The sequence below is a fragment of the Clostridium sp. genome (genome assembly GCF_018372875.1).
GTDB lineage: Bacteria > Bacillota > Clostridia > Clostridiales > Clostridiaceae > Clostridium.
Map to the genome: position 1 here is coordinate 1 of NZ_JAHAIF010000053.1, position 19907 is coordinate 19907.

Genomic DNA, 19907 nt, shown 5'->3' on the forward strand with positions numbered 1-19907 from the left:
AAATACATATAAAGTTATGAATAAAATTTAAAATTATAAAAATAAGGCTGTATCAGCCTAAGGTAAAAAACCTTAATCTGATACAGCCCCTTTTTTATTCTTTATCTGTAGATACTTCTTCTTTAACAGCAACTTCACCAACATATAAAGGTAAAGAATGTTTCTCTCTAATTTGATTTTCAATTTCTAATGCTACTTCAGGATTATCCTTTAAGTAAATCTTAGCATTTTCTCTACCTTGACCTAATCTAACATCTCCATAAGAGAACCAAGCTCCACTCTTTTGTACTATTCCTTCCTTAACTCCAACATCTACTATATTACCTGTTCTTGATATACCTTCATTGTACATAATATCAAACTCAGCTTGTTTAAATGGAGGAGCAACCTTATTCTTCATTACTTTTACTCTAGTTCTATTACCTATTATAGCATCAGCTTGCTTGATTGAATCTATTCTTCTAACATCTAATCTTACAGAAGCATAGAATTTAAGTGCTCTACCACCTGTTGTAGTTTCTGGATTACCAAACATAACCCCAACCTTTTCTCTTAATTGGTTTATGAATATAGCAACACAATTAGTTTTATTAATAGTTCCTGCTAACTTTCTTAATGCTTGAGACATAAGTCTTGCTTGTAACCCTACGTGAGAATCACCCATTTCTCCTTCAATTTCTGCTCTTGGTACTAATGCAGCAACAGAGTCAACTACAAGAACATCAATAGCACCAGATCTAACTAATGCTTCTGCTATTTCAAGACCTTGTTCTCCTGTATCTGGTTGTGAAACTATAAGATTTTCAGTATCAACACCAATCTTTCTTGCATAACTAGGATCTAAAGCATGTTCAGCATCAATAAAAGCTACTGCTCCCCCTGCCTTTTGAGCTTCAGCAGCAATATGTAATGCAACTGTTGTTTTACCTGAACTTTCAGGTCCGTATATTTCTACTATTCTTCCCTTTGGAACTCCACCAATTCCAAGTGCTATATCAAGATCTAAACATCCTGTTGATATAGAATCAATACTTAATGTACTATCTTCTCCTAATTTCATTACTGAACCTTTACCAAATTGCTTTTCTATTTGGCTCATAGCACTTTCTATAGCCTTTAATTTATCCATATTTATGTTACTCATTTTTATTCTTACACCTCTTTCACAAACGAACTTATGTTCTATAATCATATTATATAGTATTTATTATTTATAGTCAACACAAAACTTTCTTTTCTCCATTTTATGGCAAACTCTTCTTTAGTATTATCATAACTGATTGTTTTTATACATATATATATTTATTAAATTTTATACTTTTCTAGACAGTAAAGAAAAGAGATCGTGCTAAATATATTAGTACGATCTCACATGTATCTTATTTATTCATATCAATTGTATGCTTATTCTTTCTAAAATAATCCCAACCAGATATTAATGTTATTACTACAGATATATTTAATATCCAACTAGGTACATTCATGAAGAACCAGTTCCAAAAGCCACTTGATTCAACTAAATTTGTTAAGTATGAAGATGTAGTAATATTAAATTGTAATAACAATAACACTATAGCTATTATTTGTATTACTGTCTTTATCTTCCCCCACCAACTAGCAGCTATTACTTTTCCTTCTGAAGCTGCTATTGTTCTTAATCCAGATACAGCAAACTCTCTTGCAATTATAACTATAGCTGCCCAACTAGGTACCATTTGTAGCTCTACTAACGATATTAAAGCTGATGTTACAAGTAGCTTGTCTGCAAGGGGATCCATAAACTTTCCAAAGTTAGTTATTTGATTCCTGCTTCTAGCTATATATCCATCTAACTTATCTGTAAGTGATGCTAAAATAAATATAAATGTTGCAATAAATGTACCATATGGTATACCTTGAACAGCAATAAATATTAAAAAGATGGGAACCAAAAAGATTCTAATTACAGTTAATTTATTTGCAAGATTCATAAACCACAACTCCCATTAAATCATAATCGGCACAATCAGTAATCTTAACTTTAACTATTGCCCCAGTTTTTATATTATCTTCTGAATCAAAGAATACTACACCATCTATTTCAGGAGCCATTTCATAACTTCTTCCATAGTAATATTCTCCATTATGTCCTTCAACAAGAATATCATAAATATTACTAATTTTCAATTCATTTATTTCTTTTGCCACTTCTTGTTGCACTAACATTAAGTTTCTTTCTCTAATTTCCTTTATCTCTTCAGGCACTTGATTTTCCATATTTGCAGCTGGTGTTCCCTCTTCTTGAGAATATTTAAATACCCCTACATTATCTAATTTATAATCTTGTAAAAACTTTGTTAATTCATTAAAATCTTCTTCTGTTTCACCTGGGAACCCTACAATTAAAGAAGTTCTTACTACAATACTAGGAATTCTTTCCCTTAATGTTTCAATCTTATTTATTATAGCTTCTTTGCTTGTTTTTCTTGCCATTAATTTTAAAATGTTATTGCTTATATGTTGTATTGGTAAATCTAAATATTTAACTACTTTATTGTTGTTAGCTATTTCATCTATTAATTCATCATAAATTTCTTCTGGATAACAATATAATAGTCTTATCCATTCAATTCCTTCAACTTTTGATAATTCTCTTAATAATTCATGTAACTTTTGGCCACCATAAAGATCTGTACCATACATAGTTAAGTCTTGAGCTATTAAAATTAATTCTTTTACACCACTCTTACTTAATAATTCAGCTTCTTTAATAATGCTTTCTTTATCTCTACTTCTGAATTTCCCTCTTATTTTAGGAATAATGCAATAAGTACAGAAATTGTTACATCCTTCTGCTATTCTTAAGTAGGCTGTATGAGATTTTGTTGTAAGAATTCTTATACCTTCATTAATCTTTTGATCTGAATAATTTACCTCTATTAACTTTTCATCATTATTAATAAAATTCATTATATATTCATTAATCTTTTCGTAGTCATTAACTCCAAGAGTAATATCTATTTCTGGCATTAATTCTTGTAACTCTTTTCCATATCTTTGTGTAAGACAACCTGTAGCTATCAACATTTTACACTTGTACTTATTCTTATATTCTGCCATCTCTAAAATTGTATCTATAGATTCTTGCTTTGCAGACTCTATAAAACCGCAAGTATTTACTATTATTATATCTGCTTCCTTTGGATTATTTGTTATTTCGTACTGCTCACTCATTCTACCTAGGATTATTTCTGCATCTACTCTATTCTTATCGCAGCCTAAGCTAACCATTCCAACTTTATACTTTTTCAAATGTGTTTCCTCCTGTGTATTACTCTACTTTAATACTATATCAAAAACATTTTATATCGCTTTTATAAGTATTACAAGTTAATTTTCTTCCATATTATCTGAATTATGGAGTAAATCTTCTTTTTTCATCAAAACTTGCCTTGGTCTACTTCCATCTTTAGGCGAAATTATTCCCCTTTCTTCTAGCTGATCCATTATTCTAGAAGCTCTGTTAAATCCAACTCTTAGTCTTCTTTGCAAGAAAGATGTTGATGCCTGCTCATATTCAATTACTAAGTTTATAGCTTCTGGTAACAACTCATCAGCATCATCACCACCATCTATATTCTTACCTTCTGTTTCATTATTTATATGATCTAAAATAGATTCTTCATAAACCGCATCTTTTTCTTCTGACTTAATAAATTCTATTACCTTTTCAACTTCCTCTTCTGAGATGAAACATCCTTGAACTCTTTGAGGTTTACTCTCACCAACAGGATAATAAAGCATATCACCTTTACCAAGTAATTTTTCAGCTCCAGCTGAATCTAGTATTGTTCTCGAGTCAACCTGAGAAGAAACCGCAAATGAAATTCTAGATGGTATATTGGCTTTTATAACACCTGTAATTACGTCTACAGATGGTCTTTGTGTTGCTATAACAAGATGCATACCAGCTGCTCTTGCCATTTGTGCCAACCTTCCTATATAATCTTCCACATCATTAGGACAAACCATCATTAAATCAGCAAGCTCATCTACAATTATAACTATATAAGGCAACTTCTCTTCAATAATTCCTTTATCTATTAAAGCATTGTATGAATCAATATTTCTTACTCCCATTTCAGCAAAAAGATTATATCTTTTTGTCATCTCATTAACAGCCCAATTTAATGCAGCAGCTGCTTTCTTTGGATCTGTTACTACAGGAATTAAAAGATGTGGTATTCCATTATAAACATTTAGCTCAACAACCTTAGGGTCAACCATAAGTAACTTAACTTCATCAGGAGAATATTTATATAGTAAACTTATAATTAAAGAATTTATACATACACTCTTACCAGAACCAGTAGCCCCTGCAATTAATGTATGTGGCATCTTACTTAAATCTCCTACAACACAAGCTCCTCCTATATCTTTTCCTAAGGCAAAGGCTAACTTTTTATTACTACTAGTAAACTCTTTTGAATCTAGCACTTCCCTTAAAAATACTGGTGTTTGTTTTTTATTTGGCACTTCTATACCAACTGCTGCCTTTCCAGGAATAGGTGCTTCAATTCTCACCCCAGAGGCTGCAAGACCTAATGCTATATCATCTGATAAATTTACTATTTTACTAACTTTTACACCAGGACTAGGCTGAAGTTCAAATCTAGTTACTGAAGGTCCCTTTGTAACTTGAACAACTTTTGCATCTACTCCAAAACTTCCTAGAGTTTCTTCTAGCTTACTTGCACTATCAATTAATTCTTTTTTATCAGAGCTATTTAATTTAGTTTTATTATTAACATTTAAAAGCTCTGTATTAGGAAATACATATTCTTTTTTCTCTATTTCTTCTTTATCTTCATTTAGTATATCTTCAATTTCTTTATTCACACTTTCCTTTATTCCATTATCAAGCTTTTCTTTTTTAACAGAGGGCATAGATTCCTCCTTGTTAATAAATGAAGATATTTCTTTTTCTGTGTTATTTTCTATAGCCACTTCAAGCTCATCATCAATAGTTGCATTTTTCATAAAATCAAGGATCTTTATTTTATGATTTACTCCCTTTAAAAATTCTTCCCTATTGGGCTCTAGTTTTTCTTCTTTTTCAATTACATTTATAAAGTCATTTCTTTCTTCATTCTTGATTTTTGGTGAAATTTCTCTTCTCTTTTTAAATTCTTTCCTTTTTACATTTGCTCTTTCACCTAAATCAAAAATTGAAATACTAAATGTTAGTATAGAAGCTATAATTATAAGTGCTATATACACAATAAATGAACCTACAAATCCAAGTATTTTAAATAGAGGATAAGATATAATATGTCCAACAAGACCTCCATTAAATCCATAATCGGATTTTACTATTGTTTGAATTATATTACTCATACCCTTTCCAAAGGTAATATTATTTAATGATTCTACATAAAATGTTCCTGAAAATAAAATAATTACCCCAACAAATAGAGTAATACCATAAAACTTTTTATCAAGATTTATTTTTCCTCTTCCCTTTAAATAATTATATCCTAAATAAATTAAATATATAGGTACTACATAAGCTCCTATTCCTAATAGTAAATGTGATATCTTCTGTGAAAATGTAGATAAAAATCCAGCTAGGTTTGTATATATTGATACTGTACTCAGCATTCCACATGCTATAAATATAATTCCAGTAATTTCACTATTATGACTTTGTACTTTTTTATTTGTTTCTTTTGTGTTTTTTCTTTTACTATTACTTCTACTCACTTAAAATCACCCCATCATAATAATTTCTACACTTTCTCCTTAATTCCTTTTAATAAAGGAAAAAAAAATAGGGCTTACATCCCTATTTTTCATCTCCTATTAATTCATTTAATTTTTCAAGGGCTTTACTTATTCCCCCAACTTCATCTATAAGTCCACAATCTACAGCTTGCTTACCAATCAACATAGTTCCTACATCATTTAGTAATTCATCTGTTTGCATCATAAACTCTTCTAATGTTTCTAATTTAATATTGGAAGTTCTTACAATAAAATCATTAATTCTCTCTTGCATCTTCTTAAAATAATCGAAAGTTTGTGAAACTCCTATAATAAATCCATTCATTCTTATTGGGTGAATTATCATAGTAGCTGACGGAGTTATAAAAGAATAGTCAGCAGAAGTAGCTAAAGGTACACCTATAGAGTGACCTCCTCCTATAACTATTGAAACTGTTGGCTTAGAAATTGAATTTATCATTTCTGATATTGCAAGGCCAGCTTCAACATCTCCTCCTACTGTGTTTAATACAATTAGCACACCTTTTACATTTTTATTTTGCTCTATAGAAATTAGTTGTGGTATTACGTGTTCGTACTTAGTTGCTTTGGTTTGGGCTGGCGAAACATTATGTCCTTCAATTTGCCCTATTATTGAAAGGACTTGAATTCTTTCATTAGGCACTGCCATCGTTGTATTACCATATTCCTTAACAGATTTCATTTTCTCAGTGTTTTCTTTTAATTCTTCTTGCGTTTCTTCATTTCCTGATTTTGTTGACTTATTTGTTAATTTAATATCCTCCATAAAAACATTCCTCCTGTACAGTTTTATTTTGTACAGGAGGAATGTTTTTATACTTTATAAGATACAATTTTAAAGTTTAAAGGCTTTATGAAGAGCATTTATAGCTTTTTCTAAGTTTTCAGTATGAATCAAACACCAAATAGTCATATGCGAATCTGCAGTTTGCAACACTTCTATATTGCTATCACTTAATGTTTTATAAATTTTCGCCATAACACCAGGTATTCCCTTCATTCCTGCTCCCACTAAGGCTATAGTACTACAATTATCTATTAATGTATATTTCAAATCTAATTTATCAAATATATCTTTTACAATATCCTTTGCTACTTTAGATATTGTGAATACTTGTTGCCTTGGAAAAATATTGATTAAATCTAAACTAATCTTATTTGCAGCTATTATTTCTAGCACATCATTATATCTATCATTCCCCTTATTATCATCAAGATTTAGGGTAACCTGAATTCTATTATCATGATTAGTTATACTTGTAATTAATCTTCTCTTCTTTCTATCTCCCACACTATTAATTAATGTACCTATCGTATCATTTAAAGTATTTTTAATCATAATAGGAATATTACCTTCTCTAGCATACTCAATAGCCATAGGATGTATTACTTTAGAACCTTGGTCAGCAAGTTGGAATACCTCATCATAACTTATAATATCAATTACTGATGCACTCTTTACTATTCTAGGATCTGCTGTCATTACTCCATCAACGTCTGTATATATTTCAATTCTTTCTGCATCCAACATTACTCCAAGTATTGAAGCTGTAGTATCGCTTCCACCTCTTCCTAATGTAGTAAAGTATCCATTCTCTGTTACACCTTGGAATCCAGTTACAACAGGAACTCTTCCTTGTGATATTACATCTAATATTTCTTTTTCATTAGTTGAAATTAAAGTAGCTTCACCAAAATTTTTATTAGTAATTAACCCAGCTTGTCCACCTGTCATAGGAAAAGCCTCAATATTTTTACTGCTCATATCTGATGACATTACAACAGAACTAATTATTTCTCCACAGCACATTAAAAGATCTGCTGCCAACTTATTTTCTTTTATAAAATTTTCATTAACTAAAGAAAGTAAAGTATCAGTTGCATATGGACTGCCCTTTCTACCCATTGCTGATACAACAACTACAGGACTATATCCATTATCAATTGACTCCTTTACTTTAGCCATTACTTTTTCTCTATTCTCCTTAGTAGAAACTGATGTACCACCAAACTTTTGTATAACTATTTTCAAGTCATTACCTCCAGATTTATAGCTTAGCTCTTTTTACATCATTATCTTCTGCATCAAGTATTATAGTTCTTGATCCAATCTTCTTTACACACTCCCATGGAATCTCTAAAAACTCTCTAGACCTACTGAATAGTCCCATCTTACTTCCAGTAGTATTTATAATAAGATATCGTATCTTTCCATCATCATCTACTACTAAGTCATTATTTTGAAGATAATCGTACTTTTCTCCATCATTAATATTTATAAGTTCATATCTTTCTATTTCACTAAGTAACTTTATTTTTTCTCCTGACATAAAAATCCCTCCTTATTACCTACATAATACATATGATATAAAGAGAGATTTTATTCTTATATTTCTATTTTTCCAAATTTATTTTTATTATTATATGCTTTATCAGAGTCTAATATTATAGAATTTAACTTATCAGCCTCAACATTTTGCCCTACATAAGAAGTATTTAACACTCCACTTCCAAAGCATTCCTTTAATACAAAATCAATATCCTCCATATTGATTCTATCAACTTTTTCTATAACCTCTTCTTGAGTAGTTACTCTATTTTTAAATAATACAGATTTTGCATTACTAAACATTCTTGAACTAGTACTTTCTAATCCTAAAATATAATTCGCTTTTATCTTTTCCTTATTAACCTCTAATAAATCTTTAGTTATACCTTCTTTAACGAAGCTATTTAATTCATGCTTAATAGCTTCTAAAGCCTTTTCTCCATAATTCTTTCCAAGACCAGCATATATATTTAATACTCCTGCCCCTTGATATGGTTGAGGGTAACAATAAATACTATAGCATAACCCTAGTTGTTCCCTTACTCTTTGGAATAGTACAGATGATGCTCCACCACCAAATATATTACTTAATAATACAAGACCATATCCCTTATCATGGCCAAAAGGAAGCCCCTTTAACCCAAGGCTTACATGAAGTTGCTCTATCTCCTTTGTAGCTGTCATGGAGTTTAATTGTACTAAAGTTTCACCGTATGTTGGAATATAAATATTATCACTTTTCCACCCTCCAAAATATTGTTCTACTAAAGTTTCAACTTCCTTTTCATCAAACTTACCACATATAGATATTACTGTATTGTATGGAGTATATTTTTCTTTTATAAAATTCTTTATTTTATCTCTAGTAAAACTTTTAACCTTATGAATTGTCCCTAAAATTGGGTAGGCTAAGGAATTATTATCAAAGCATGCTTTTGAATGTAAATCCTCAAGAACATCTTCTGGATTGTCCTCACTCATATTAATTTCTTCAATAACTACTCCCTTTTCCCTTTCTATTTCATCTCCATCAAACTTTGAGTTTAATATCATATCTGAAAGCACTTCTAGAGATAAATCTAAATGAGTGTATAAATTTTTAATATAGTAACAAGTAGCTTCTTTACTTGTAAATGCATTTATTTGTCCACCTATATTCTCAATTGATTCTACAATTTCTTTTGCTGTCCTCTTATCTGTTCCCTTAAAAAACATATGCTCAATAAAATGTGATATTCCATTTACTTCAGGAGTTTCATTTCTAGAACCATTTTGAATCATTACCCCTACACTTATAGAGTTTACCCCATCTACTTTTTCTGTTATTACTCTTAGTCCATTTTTTAAAGTATAAAAATTATACATATTTTCCTCCTATAATAAAAATCACGAATTCTCTTTATATAGTATAAAGTAATTCGTGGTATCTTATTCTATATTTCAATATATATAGAAAAAAGGCAATGAATTGCCCTTTTTGTGTTCATATTATTCTTGTTCTTTATTTTCTTCGTTTTCAGCTAAAGCATCTTTTCTAGAAAGGTTAACTCTTCCTTGATTATCTATTTCTACAACCTTTACTAAGATTTCATCACCAACAGTAACTACATCTTCAACCTTATTAACTCTTTCCTTAGCTAGCTTAGAAATATGAACTAATCCTTCCTTATTCGGAAGAACTTCTACAAAAGCACCAAAAGTAGTTATTTTTGTAACCTTACCTAAGTACACTTCACCAACTTGAACTTCCTTAGTAATACCTTCAATAATTTTAATTGCTGCGTTAACTCCATCATGATCAGGTGAAGATACGAATACTGTACCATCTTCCTTAATATCAATCTTAACTCCAGTATCAGCTATAATCTTGTTTATAACCTTACCGCCAGTTCCAATTACGTCTCTAATTTTTTCCGGATCTATTTGAATAATAGATGTTTTTGGAGCATATAGAGAAACTTCTTCTCTAGGACTTCCTATACATTCATTTATCTTATCTAAGATGAATAATCTAGCTTTTCTAGCATCTTTAATAGCATTCTCAACTACATTAAATGAGAAACCTTGAAGCTTAGTATCAACTTGAATTGATGTAATACCTTCTGTTGTACCAGCTACCTTAAAGTCCATATCTCCAAAGAAATCTTCTATTCCTTGAATATCAGTTAATACCGCTTCTTCACTTAAATCTTCAGATGTAATTAATCCCATTGCAATACCTGCTGCTGGTCTCTTTATTGGAACACCTGCATCTAATAATGCTAATGTTGAACCACAAACTGATGCTTGTGAAGTAGAACCATTAGAACTTAAAACTTCAGATACTAATCTAATAGTATATGGGAATTCCTCTTCTGATGGAATTAATGGTTCAAGAGCTCTTTCTGCTAATGCTCCATGACCAATTTCTCTTCTTCCTGGTCCTCTTAATGGTTTAACTTCTCCAACACTATATCCTGGGAAGTTATAATGATGCATGTATCTCTTAGTAGTTTCGCTTTCATCTATACCATCTAATACTTGAATATCTCCAACTGAACCTAATGTAGCAACTGTCATTACTTGAGTTAATCCTCTTGTAAATAAACCAGTACCATGAGTTCTTGGTAATATACCAACTTCACAGCTTATTGGTCTTACTTCATCAAAAGCTCTTCCATCTGGTCTTCTCTTTTCCTTTAATAACATATGTCTTACAACTTTCTTTTGCATGTTATAAAGAACTTCTTTTATATCACCAGTCTTATCAGCATACTTTTCACCAAATTCTTCAGATACCTTTTCATTGATTTCATCAATTGCTAAGTTTCTTTCATCCTTATCAGTGATGTACATTGCCTTCTGAACCATTTCTCCAGCAAATTCAGTTATATCCTTTTCTACATCTAAATCAACATGGTATAATTCAGGAACTTCTTTTTCTTTCCCCATAGTAGCCATAGCTTCTTCTTGGAATGAAATTATATCTTGACATCTTTCAAATCCATATTCTATAGCCTTTATCATTGTGTCTTCTGGAATTTCATTACCTCCAGCTTCAATCATCATAACCTTTTCTTTTGTTGCACAAACAGTAAGGTGCATGATTGATTCTTCTCTTTCTTCAGCATTTGGATTAACTACAAAGTTTCCATCTATTAATCCTACTTGAACTGCTGCCACTGGAATTGTATAAGGAATGCTTGATAAGCATAATGCCATTGATGCTGCATTAATAGCTAAAATTTCTGGTAAGTTATCCTTTTCAACTGAAACCACTGTACATACAACTTGAACATCATTTCTATATCCCTTTGGAAATAATGGTCTTATTGTTCTATCTACTGCTCTACCGTTTAGAATTGCTTTTTCTGTAGGTCTACCTTCTCTCTTTATAAATCCACCTGGAATTTTACCTACTGAATATAATCTTTCTTCATATTCAACACTTAATGGGAAGAAATCTATACCTTCTCTAGGTTGTTCTGAAGCATTAACATTTGTTAATATTACTGTATCCCCATAACTCATAAAAATTGCTGCATTTGATAACATCCCTATCTTACCAAATTCAACCTTCATCTCTCTACCAGCAATGGTTTTGCTTAATACTTTATTCATGATAGGACCTCCCTTCACTATCTACATTTTACATAATTTTCTTGTGATTTTAAAATAATAGAGCGGAGTTATCCGCTCTAAAGATTATCTTCTTAAACCTAATTTTTTGATAATAGCTCTGTATCTTTCGATATCTTGAGACTCTAAGTAATTTAGAAGACCTCTTCTTTGACCAACCATCATTAATAATCCTCTTCTTGAGTGGTGATCTTTCTTGTGAGTCTTTAAGTGACCATTTAAAGAATTGATTCTTTCTGTTAATAAAGCGATTTGAACTTCTGGAGAACCAGTATCTTGTTCATTTCTTCCAAATTCTTTAATTATTTCTAACTTTTTTGCCTTATCCATGCGTAATGCACCTCCATAATTTATCGCCTTAGTGCCATGTATAAAGTTGGCATTCTTTAAACATAGGACTAGGTTCCTAATGGCTATTATAACAAAAGCCATTCTTATTGTAAATATTTTTTATAAGTTTACAAAGAACTTTTCCTCTAGAGCATAATTTTTATCTTTTTTTAATTGGATAACTAAATCATCTATTGAGTTAAACTTTTTCTCATCACGTATCTTTTTAATAAAGTATACTTTTATATTATGCCCATATAAATCATTATTAAAATCTAAAATATAAGTTTCTATTGTTAATTTATTACCATTAACAGTTGGATTATTACCTACAGATGTTATTCCCTTATATATTTTACCTTGCCACTCTACATTAGTATAATATACACCTTTACTAGGAATTAAAATTTCTTTAGAATAATCTAAATTAGCTGTTGGAAAACCTATAGTTCTTCCAAGTTTCTTACCATGTACCACCTTACCTTTTATAATGTAAGGTCTATTAAGCATCTTCATAGCTTTGTCAACATTGCCATTAAATAATTCATTCCTAATTCTAGTACTACTTATAACTTCATTTTCATAATTGCAAGGTTCCATTACATAAAGTTCATATCCATACTTAGTTGATAATTCTTTTAACATCTCTATATTTCCAATATTCTTATATCCAAATCTATAATTGAATCCAACAACAATTCCTTTTACTTTAAACTTTTCACATAAATATTTTATAAATCCCTCTGGAGTTAATTTCATATATTCTTCATTAAATTCCTCAAAGTATATTAAATCAACACCTAAAGATTCTAATATCTCTTCCTTACTTTCATTATCCATAAGTAGTTTAGGAGGAGTTGTTCCTTTTATTAAAGTTCTTGGATGATTTTTAAAAGTATATACTATACTTCTACCTTTGTTTTCATTTGCTAGCTCAATAATCTTATTTACTAATGATAAATGTCCTGAATGTAAACCATCAAAGCTACCAAGGGCAACATAACTATATGTACCTTCTTCTAAAAATCTATTAAGCTTCTCATTCATACTTCATTAGCTCCTACTATATTAATAGTTTTTCAATTTTAAATCCATTAAGTTCTCTTTTCCCAAGACCTAAAAATTTATCATTTTCATCATAAACTCTATATAGAATATTATTGTCTATTTTTTCATTTGTTAATCTTCTATCCATTACTCTAACACCATTTATAAGTAACTTGCCAAATCCTTCATTAACTTTAAGTCTAGGATAGGATTTTAATGCATCCTCTATTGATATAATATAATTATTTATGTTTTCACTAGTTAAATCATTAATATTAACGCTATCTCTTTCATGAAAACAAGATGTTTCAGTTCTTCTAAGCTCTGTCATACAAGCACCTACTCTTAATTCTTCACCAATATCATAGCAAAGGCTTCTAATATATGTCCCCTTAGAACAAGTTACTTCCATAGATATATACGGAAGATTGATTTCTATATCTTTAATATCATATATAGTTATGGGTCTTCCTTCTCTCTCTATTTCTATTCCTTTTCTTGCAAGTTCATATAGCCTTACTCCATTTTTCTTTAGGGCAGAATACATAGGTGGAACTTGATTATATGTTCCTTTAAATTTATTTATAGCTTCTAATGTCTCTTCAACTGTAATATTAGAAGTATCCGTTTCCGATAATATTTCACCTTCTAAATCATATGTAGCTGTAGTAACTCCAAGCTTAAATTTTACCTTGTAGCTCTTCTTATCATTCATAATATAATCTATTATTTTCGTTGCTTTTCCTAAGCATACTGGTAAAACACCAATTGCTTCTGGATCAAGAGTACCTGTATGTCCAACTTTTTTCTCACAAGCAATCTTCCTTATAATTCTTACAACATCAAAAGATGACATTCCTGAATTTTTAAATATATTTAATACACCATTCATATCTATATCTCTTTTTCTATTTCAATTATTACTTTATTGAAAGCTTCATCCAATGAAAGATTTTTCATTTTAAATCCAGCAGCTTTTATATGGCCACCACCACCTAAAACCTCTGCAACCTTTCTAACATCAAAATCTTCTCTTGATCTTAAACTTCCCTTCACTCCATCTTCAACTTCTTTTAATACTAAGGCAACTTCTACTCCCTTTATCCCTAATGCCATAGAAATAACATCAGAAGTATCTACGTTCCCTAAATTATAAGAATCTAAAAGTTTTTTAGAAAGTTTTATAGCTGATAACCTTCCATCAAGTAAAAGCTCTAAATTGTTTAAAGCTTCGCCAATAAGTTTAATTTTTTCATAAGGTCTATTATCAAATAGATTATTATGAATTTTGGTATTATTAACCCCAATTGCTATCAACTCAGATGCTATTTTATGAGTTCTTTCTGTTACATTTGAATGTCTAAATCCACCTGTATCTGTAACTAGAGATGTATATATACATCTTCCTATTTTCTCATTAATTTCATCCTTTTCTTTAAAATCAAAACCTAATTCTTTTAGAAGTAAATAGACAATTTCTGCTGTTGCAGCAGATGATACTTCAACATAATTACTTGTTCCATAGTTTTCATTAGTAACATGGTGATCTATGTTTATAAGCTTACCATCATAATTTTCAAGATTTGCACATATTCTTTCATAATTACCACAATCTAAAACGATAACCATATCTGTTCCTTTTATAGGTTCAGGTATATCACCATTAATTTCTTCTCCTAGAGGTAGGAAAGAGAGGTTATCTGCGATAACTTCTCTTGATATTATATATGAATCTTTTCCTAGTTCTCTAAGTCCATTTAATAGGGCTAATGTACTTCCTATTGCATCTCCGTCTGGGGATACATGAAAGGTTAGCCCTATTTTCTTACTTTCAATAATATCTTTTGAAATATCTTTTAAAGTCATATTATTTATCTTTAATCTTTTCTATTAAACTATCTATATGCATACCATAGTCAATAGAATCATCTATTTCAAAAATTATTTGTGGATTGTGCCTTAAATTAATTCTTTGTGCTATCTCTCTTCTTACAAAACCTGCTGCACTCTTTAGTGCATCAAGATTATTTTTCTTCTCTTCTTCGCTATTTGCAAATATACTTACATATACCTTTGCATATCTTAAATCTTTAGTAACTTTTACAGAAGTTACAGAAATCATAGCTGTAAGTCTTGGATCTTTAATTTCATTTCTAATTAAATTACTTACTTCTCTTTTAACTTCTTCATTTATTCTGCCGCCTCTATAATTTGGCATTTATATCACCTCTTTAAAGCTCTTTTCTCTTTATAGCCTCTATCTTGAATGATTCAATAATATCGCCTTCTTTAATATCATTGAACTTTTCAACACTTAAGCCGCACTCATATCCAGCTGCTACTTCTTTAACGTCATCTTTAAATCTCTTTAATGAAGCTAAAGAGCTTTCAAATATAACTATACCATCTCTAATAACTCTTATATCAGAGTTTCTTAGAATCTTACCATCTAATACATAGCATCCTGCAATTGTACCAACATTAGAAATCTTATAAGTTTCTCTAACTTCTGCCTTACCAAGAACAACTTCTTTGTATTCTGGTTCAAGCATACCAACCATAGCTGACTTAACATCCTCTATAGCATCGTATATTATTCTATATGTCTTAACATCAACCTTTTCTCTTTCTGATGCAGCTATTGCATTTGAGTCTGGTCTTACGTTAAATCCAATTACTATAGCATTTGAAGCTGTTGCAAGAGTTATATCTGTTTCTGTTATTGCACCAACAGCACCATGAATTACTCTTACTTTAACATCATCTGTTGAAAGTTTTTCAAGAGATTGTCTTATAGCTTCTACAGAACCTTGTACGTCAGCCTTAACTATAATAGCTAATTCCTTAACTGTACCTTCTTTTATTTGGCTATATAAATCTTCTAATGATACTCTATGGGAAGCATTTAAAGTTTCATTCTTTATCTTATCCTTTCTTGCTTCTGCCATAGATCTAGCAGTCTTTTCATCCTTAACTTGAATAAATCTATCTCCTGCTGATGGAACTTCTGATAATCCTAAGATTTCTACTGGAATTGATGGTCCTGCTGATTTAATCTTCTTACCTTGGTCATCAAACATAGCTCTTATTCTTCCATAAGTAGAACCTACAAGTATAGAATCTCCTACACTTAAAGTACCACTTTGAACTAACAATGATGCAACAGGTCCTCTTCCCTTGTCAAGCTTAGCTTCAATAACTGTTCCCTTAGCTTTTCTATCTGGGTTAGCCTTTAATTCTTGCATTTCAGCAGTTAATATAACCATTTCTAATAATTGGTCAATATTTTGCCCTTCCTTAGCTGATACTGGTACACATATAGTATCTCCACCCCAGTCTTCTGCTACTAATCCAAATTCAGTTAATTCTTGCTTAACTCTATCAATATTAGCACCTGGTCTATCTATCTTATTAATAGCAACTATCATAGGAACTTCTGCAGCTTTGCAATGGTTTATAGCTTCTTTAGTTTGTGGCATTATTCCGTCATCTGCTGCAACAACTAATATAACTATATCAGTAACTTGAGCTCCTCTAGCTCTCATTGCTGTGAAAGCTTCATGTCCTGGAGTATCAAGGAATGTAATATCTTCTCCATTTAATGTTACTGTGTAAGCACCTATATGTTGAGTAATTCCACCAGCTTCTGTCTTAGTTACTCTTGTTTTTCTAATAGCATCAAGTAAAGATGTCTTACCATGGTCAACGTGACCCATTACTGTTACTATTGGTGGTCTCTTAACTAAGTTTTCATCATCTTCCACATCTACTTCTAAGCTTTCTAGTTCAGATGATACCTCTTTCTTTTCATATAAGATTTCATACTTATCACATAACTTTGCAGCTGTTTCAAAGTCGATTTCTTGGTTAACAGCAGCCATTACACCTAAGAACATTAAATTCTTAATAACATCTGCATATGGCTTTTGTAAAGAATCTGCTAATTCTTTAACTGTAATAGTTTCACCAATTTCTAAAATTGTGTTTTCAGCAAATTCTTGTTCTCTTCTTGCCTTTTCTTCAGCAATTTGCTTTCTAGTTTTCTTTTTCTTTCCGTTACCCTTGTTAACTTCTTCATTTAATTGCTCTTCGTACTCTTCAACAATACTACCTTTATCTGCTGATACTTCCTTTGTAGCTTCATCTTTATTTGGCTCACCTAATAATTCTTTTATTAACGCTGCATCTTCATCTTCTATTACACTCATATGATTTTTCACTTCAACGTTAAATTCTGTCATTAATAATTCTATTAGTTCTTTTGAGCTTACATTTAGTTCTTTTGCTAATTCATATACTCTAATTTTTGACATACAGTCACCCCCGAATATTTTAATTCATATATTTTTCCTCCTCGTAAAGAGCATTAAGCTTATTGGCCATGTTCTGGTCTAAAATAGATAGGATTTTAACCTCTGGTCTTCCAACTGCTCCTCCTAATTCCTCTTTTGAGAAATCTTCAATATATGGTATATTATTTTCCTTACAATGATTTTTAAACTTTTTTCTTGTGGCTTCCGATGCATCTGGAGAAATTATAAATAGAAAAAGCTTTCTTCTATTTCTCTCCTCATTGCATTTACTGTAACCTTCTAATATGTTACCTGACCTTTTTGCTAAACCTAAAAAATTAAAAAACTTATTCATTCTCAATTTCTTCCTTTAGCCTATTATATATATCTTCGCTTATAGCTACATCTAGGTTTCTACTTAATCTCTTAGCTTTAAATGCCTTTTCTAAGCATTCTCCACTTTTACATATATAAGCACCTCTACCTGATTTCTTTCCAGTTAAATCAACAGAAACTTCACCCTCTGGACTTTTAACAACTCTTATTAATTCCTTCTTAGGCTTCATTTCCATACATCCTGTACACATTCTTAATGGTATCTTCTTAACTTTCATAAAAACACCTCATTATTCAGTTACAGTAGCTTCTTCACTTTCTTTTAAAGCTTCTGCTTGAGATTTGCTCTTTATATCAATCTTCCAGTTAGTTAACTTAGCTGCTAGTCTAACGTTTTGGCCTTCTTTACCTATTGCAAGTGATAATTGATTATCATCAACTACAACCTTTGCAGACTTATTATCTTCATCTACTTCTACACTTAATACCTTTGCTGGACTTAAAGCATTTGAAATAAATTCTTCTGGAGATTTACTCCATTTAATTATATCTATCTTTTCATTCTTTAATTCATTTACTATATTTTGAACTCTTGCACCCTTAGGTCCAACACAAGCTCCCATTGGATCTACAGATTCATCATTTGAGTAAACAGCTATCTTACTTCTAGATCCTGCTTCTCTTGAAATACTCTTTATTTCTACAACTCCATTATAGATTTCTGGAACTTCAAGTTCAAATAGTCTCTTAACTAATCCTGGGTGTGTTCTAGAAACATGTATTTGAGCTCCCTTTGATCCATTCTTAACTTCAACTATATAAAGCTTAAGTTTTTCGTTAAACTTGTATTCTTCATTAGGTATTTGCTCATTTGGTCCTATTACTCCCTCAAGCTTTCCAAGATTAACAAAAACCATTCCCTTATCTTTTCTTAAGATTGTACCAGTAATAATATCAAATTCTTTTTCCTTGTATTCATTGTAAATGATATTTCTTTCAGCTTCTTTTATTCTTTGTGTTACTACTTGCTTAGCTAATTGCGCTGCAACTCTACCAAAGTTCTTTGGAGTAACTTCTATTTCTACAATATCATCCACATCATATTTTGGACTTATTTCCTTAGCTTCTTCTAAAGAGATTTCAGTTACATCATCGTATACTTCATCACAAACTACTTTTTGTGCATATACATGTATTTCTCCTGTTTCTCTATGCATGCTAACCCTAACATTTTGAGCTGAAGTATTAATATTTGCATAATTCTTTTTATATGCTGCAACTAATGCATCCTCTATTGTTGTGAATATTAATTCTTCACTAATCCCCTTTTCTTTTACTAGTTCTTTTAGAGCGCCTATAAACTCTTCATTCATTATTATATCCTCCTTGCTATATTTCCCCATCCAAATTAGCTTTTTTTATCTTATTTTTTGGTATAGTAACATCTTCTCCATTATTAACAACTATTGAATCTTCTGTTACATCTTTTAGTATACCATTAAAACTTTTGCTTCCATTAACTGCTCCACTTAGCTTAATTGCTACTTCTCTTCCTACAAATCTATTATAGTGGTTATCATTATATAAACCTCTATTAAGACCTGGTGAAGATACTTCTAAATAATATGAATCTGGAATTGGATCCTCTTCGTCTAGCATAGTACTAACTCTTCTAGAAAGTGTTTCGCAATCTGTAAGACTTATACTTCCTTCTTCCTTATCTATGTATATTCTTAGAAAATTCTCTCCGCTCTCTTTAACATACTCAACATAGTATAATTCATAGTTTAATTCATCTGCAATTGGTTGTATTAGAGCTGATACCTTTTCTACTAAACCATCTTTTTGCATTTTTAAACCTCCTTTACAATATTCAATTTTCTCAAGATTATTATTCCCAAATACTAGTTTAATATTTTTTACCTAATCAAAAACGCAACTATTATAGTAGTTGCGTTACAAATAGAAAGAGCGGGTATTGTATCCCACTCCTTTTTCTAGCTATCTGAAATAAAATCTTCTTAAATTAGAATATCATACTTTTTTCAATAATACAAGCAATTAGATAAATTTGTTTGAGTCAAGTAAAAGTTGGCAATAATTTCACTTATTTTTATATCCATTATTCTACAGTTGACTTTTATAATTTCCCTACCCAAACCTACTTTTAA

19 protein-coding genes are annotated in these 19907 nt (G+C 30.6%); all 19 read right to left on the reverse strand.

The window, feature by feature from the left end:
• Positions 1–94: 94 nt before the first annotated feature.
• The gene (gene recA, locus KIB46_RS13645; protein ID WP_156558865.1) at positions 95–1144 is read right to left on the reverse strand and encodes a recombinase RecA; all 1050 of its coding nucleotides are present in this window, start codon (positions 1142–1144) and stop codon (positions 95–97) included.
• 235 nt (positions 1145–1379) lie between these two features.
• On the reverse strand, positions 1380–1970 hold the full coding sequence (gene pgsA, locus KIB46_RS13650; protein WP_156558864.1) for a CDP-diacylglycerol--glycerol-3-phosphate 3-phosphatidyltransferase: 591 nt from the start codon (positions 1968–1970) through the stop codon (positions 1380–1382).
• Positions 1954–3291, reverse strand: a complete 1338-nt coding sequence (gene rimO, locus KIB46_RS13655; protein ID WP_156558863.1) for a 30S ribosomal protein S12 methylthiotransferase RimO — start codon at positions 3289–3291, stop codon at positions 1954–1956. The genes pgsA and rimO overlap by 17 nt, the downstream gene beginning before the upstream one ends.
• A 78-nt stretch (positions 3292–3369) precedes the next feature.
• A complete protein-coding gene (locus KIB46_RS13660; protein ID WP_291672609.1) occupies positions 3370–5742 on the reverse strand; it encodes a DNA translocase FtsK in 2373 nt (790 codons plus the stop codon).
• Between the two features lie 82 nt (positions 5743–5824).
• Entirely contained in the window at positions 5825–6550 is a 726-nt protein-coding gene (locus KIB46_RS13665; protein WP_156558861.1) for an ATP-dependent Clp protease proteolytic subunit, read from the reverse strand.
• 69 nt (positions 6551–6619) lie between these two features.
• Positions 6620–7816 carry an aspartate kinase gene (gene dapG / locus KIB46_RS13670; protein WP_291672612.1) on the reverse strand — a complete coding sequence of 399 codons (1197 nt, stop codon included), beginning with the start codon at positions 7814–7816 and terminating at the stop codon, positions 6620–6622.
• 16 nt (positions 7817–7832) lie between these two features.
• Complete coding sequence (locus KIB46_RS13675; RefSeq protein WP_291672614.1) at positions 7833–8114, reverse strand: YlmC/YmxH family sporulation protein; 282 nt, start codon at positions 8112–8114, stop codon at positions 7833–7835.
• Between the two features lie 56 nt (positions 8115–8170).
• Positions 8171–9478 (reverse strand): pitrilysin family protein, encoded by a 1308-nt coding sequence (locus KIB46_RS13680; RefSeq protein WP_291672616.1) that lies wholly within the window; start codon positions 9476–9478, stop codon positions 8171–8173.
• A 123-nt stretch (positions 9479–9601) separates the two neighbouring features.
• Positions 9602–11713 carry a polyribonucleotide nucleotidyltransferase gene (locus KIB46_RS13685; RefSeq protein ID WP_156558858.1) on the reverse strand — a complete coding sequence of 704 codons (2112 nt, stop codon included), beginning with the start codon at positions 11711–11713 and terminating at the stop codon, positions 9602–9604.
• Positions 11714–11797: 84 nt separating this feature from the next.
• Complete coding sequence (gene rpsO / locus KIB46_RS13690; protein ID WP_156558857.1) at positions 11798–12061, reverse strand: 30S ribosomal protein S15; 264 nt, start codon at positions 12059–12061, stop codon at positions 11798–11800.
• 120 nt (positions 12062–12181) lie between these two features.
• Complete coding sequence (locus KIB46_RS13695) at positions 12182–13108, reverse strand: bifunctional riboflavin kinase/FAD synthetase (RefSeq protein WP_156558856.1); 927 nt, start codon at positions 13106–13108, stop codon at positions 12182–12184.
• 16 nt (positions 13109–13124) lie between these two features.
• The gene (truB, locus tag KIB46_RS13700; RefSeq protein ID WP_291672619.1) at positions 13125–14000 is read right to left on the reverse strand and encodes a tRNA pseudouridine(55) synthase TruB; all 876 of its coding nucleotides are present in this window, start codon (positions 13998–14000) and stop codon (positions 13125–13127) included.
• 2 nt (positions 14001–14002) lie between these two features.
• Positions 14003–14974 (reverse strand): bifunctional oligoribonuclease/PAP phosphatase NrnA, encoded by a 972-nt coding sequence (locus tag KIB46_RS13705; protein WP_156558854.1) that lies wholly within the window; start codon positions 14972–14974, stop codon positions 14003–14005.
• A gap of 1 nt (position 14975) precedes the next feature.
• A complete protein-coding gene (gene rbfA / locus KIB46_RS13710) occupies positions 14976–15326 on the reverse strand; it encodes a 30S ribosome-binding factor RbfA (protein ID WP_156558853.1) in 351 nt (116 codons plus the stop codon).
• A gap of 13 nt (positions 15327–15339) precedes the next feature.
• A complete protein-coding gene (infB, locus tag KIB46_RS13715) occupies positions 15340–17421 on the reverse strand; it encodes a translation initiation factor IF-2 (protein ID WP_291672621.1) in 2082 nt (693 codons plus the stop codon).
• Between the two features lie 19 nt (positions 17422–17440).
• Positions 17441–17755: a ribosomal L7Ae/L30e/S12e/Gadd45 family protein gene (locus KIB46_RS13720; RefSeq protein WP_291672622.1), complete on the reverse strand. Its 315-nt coding sequence runs from the start codon at positions 17753–17755 to the stop codon at positions 17441–17443.
• Positions 17748–18014: a YlxR family protein gene (locus tag KIB46_RS13725; RefSeq protein ID WP_049176924.1), complete on the reverse strand. Its 267-nt coding sequence runs from the start codon at positions 18012–18014 to the stop codon at positions 17748–17750. The genes KIB46_RS13720 and KIB46_RS13725 overlap by 8 nt, the downstream gene beginning before the upstream one ends.
• A gap of 12 nt (positions 18015–18026) precedes the next feature.
• Positions 18027–19109, reverse strand: a complete 1083-nt coding sequence (gene nusA, locus KIB46_RS13730) for a transcription termination factor NusA (protein ID WP_027097541.1) — start codon at positions 19107–19109, stop codon at positions 18027–18029.
• A 16-nt stretch (positions 19110–19125) separates the two neighbouring features.
• Complete coding sequence (gene rimP, locus KIB46_RS13735) at positions 19126–19587, reverse strand: ribosome maturation factor RimP (RefSeq protein ID WP_156558850.1); 462 nt, start codon at positions 19585–19587, stop codon at positions 19126–19128.
• Between the last annotated feature and the right edge of the window lie 320 nt (positions 19588–19907).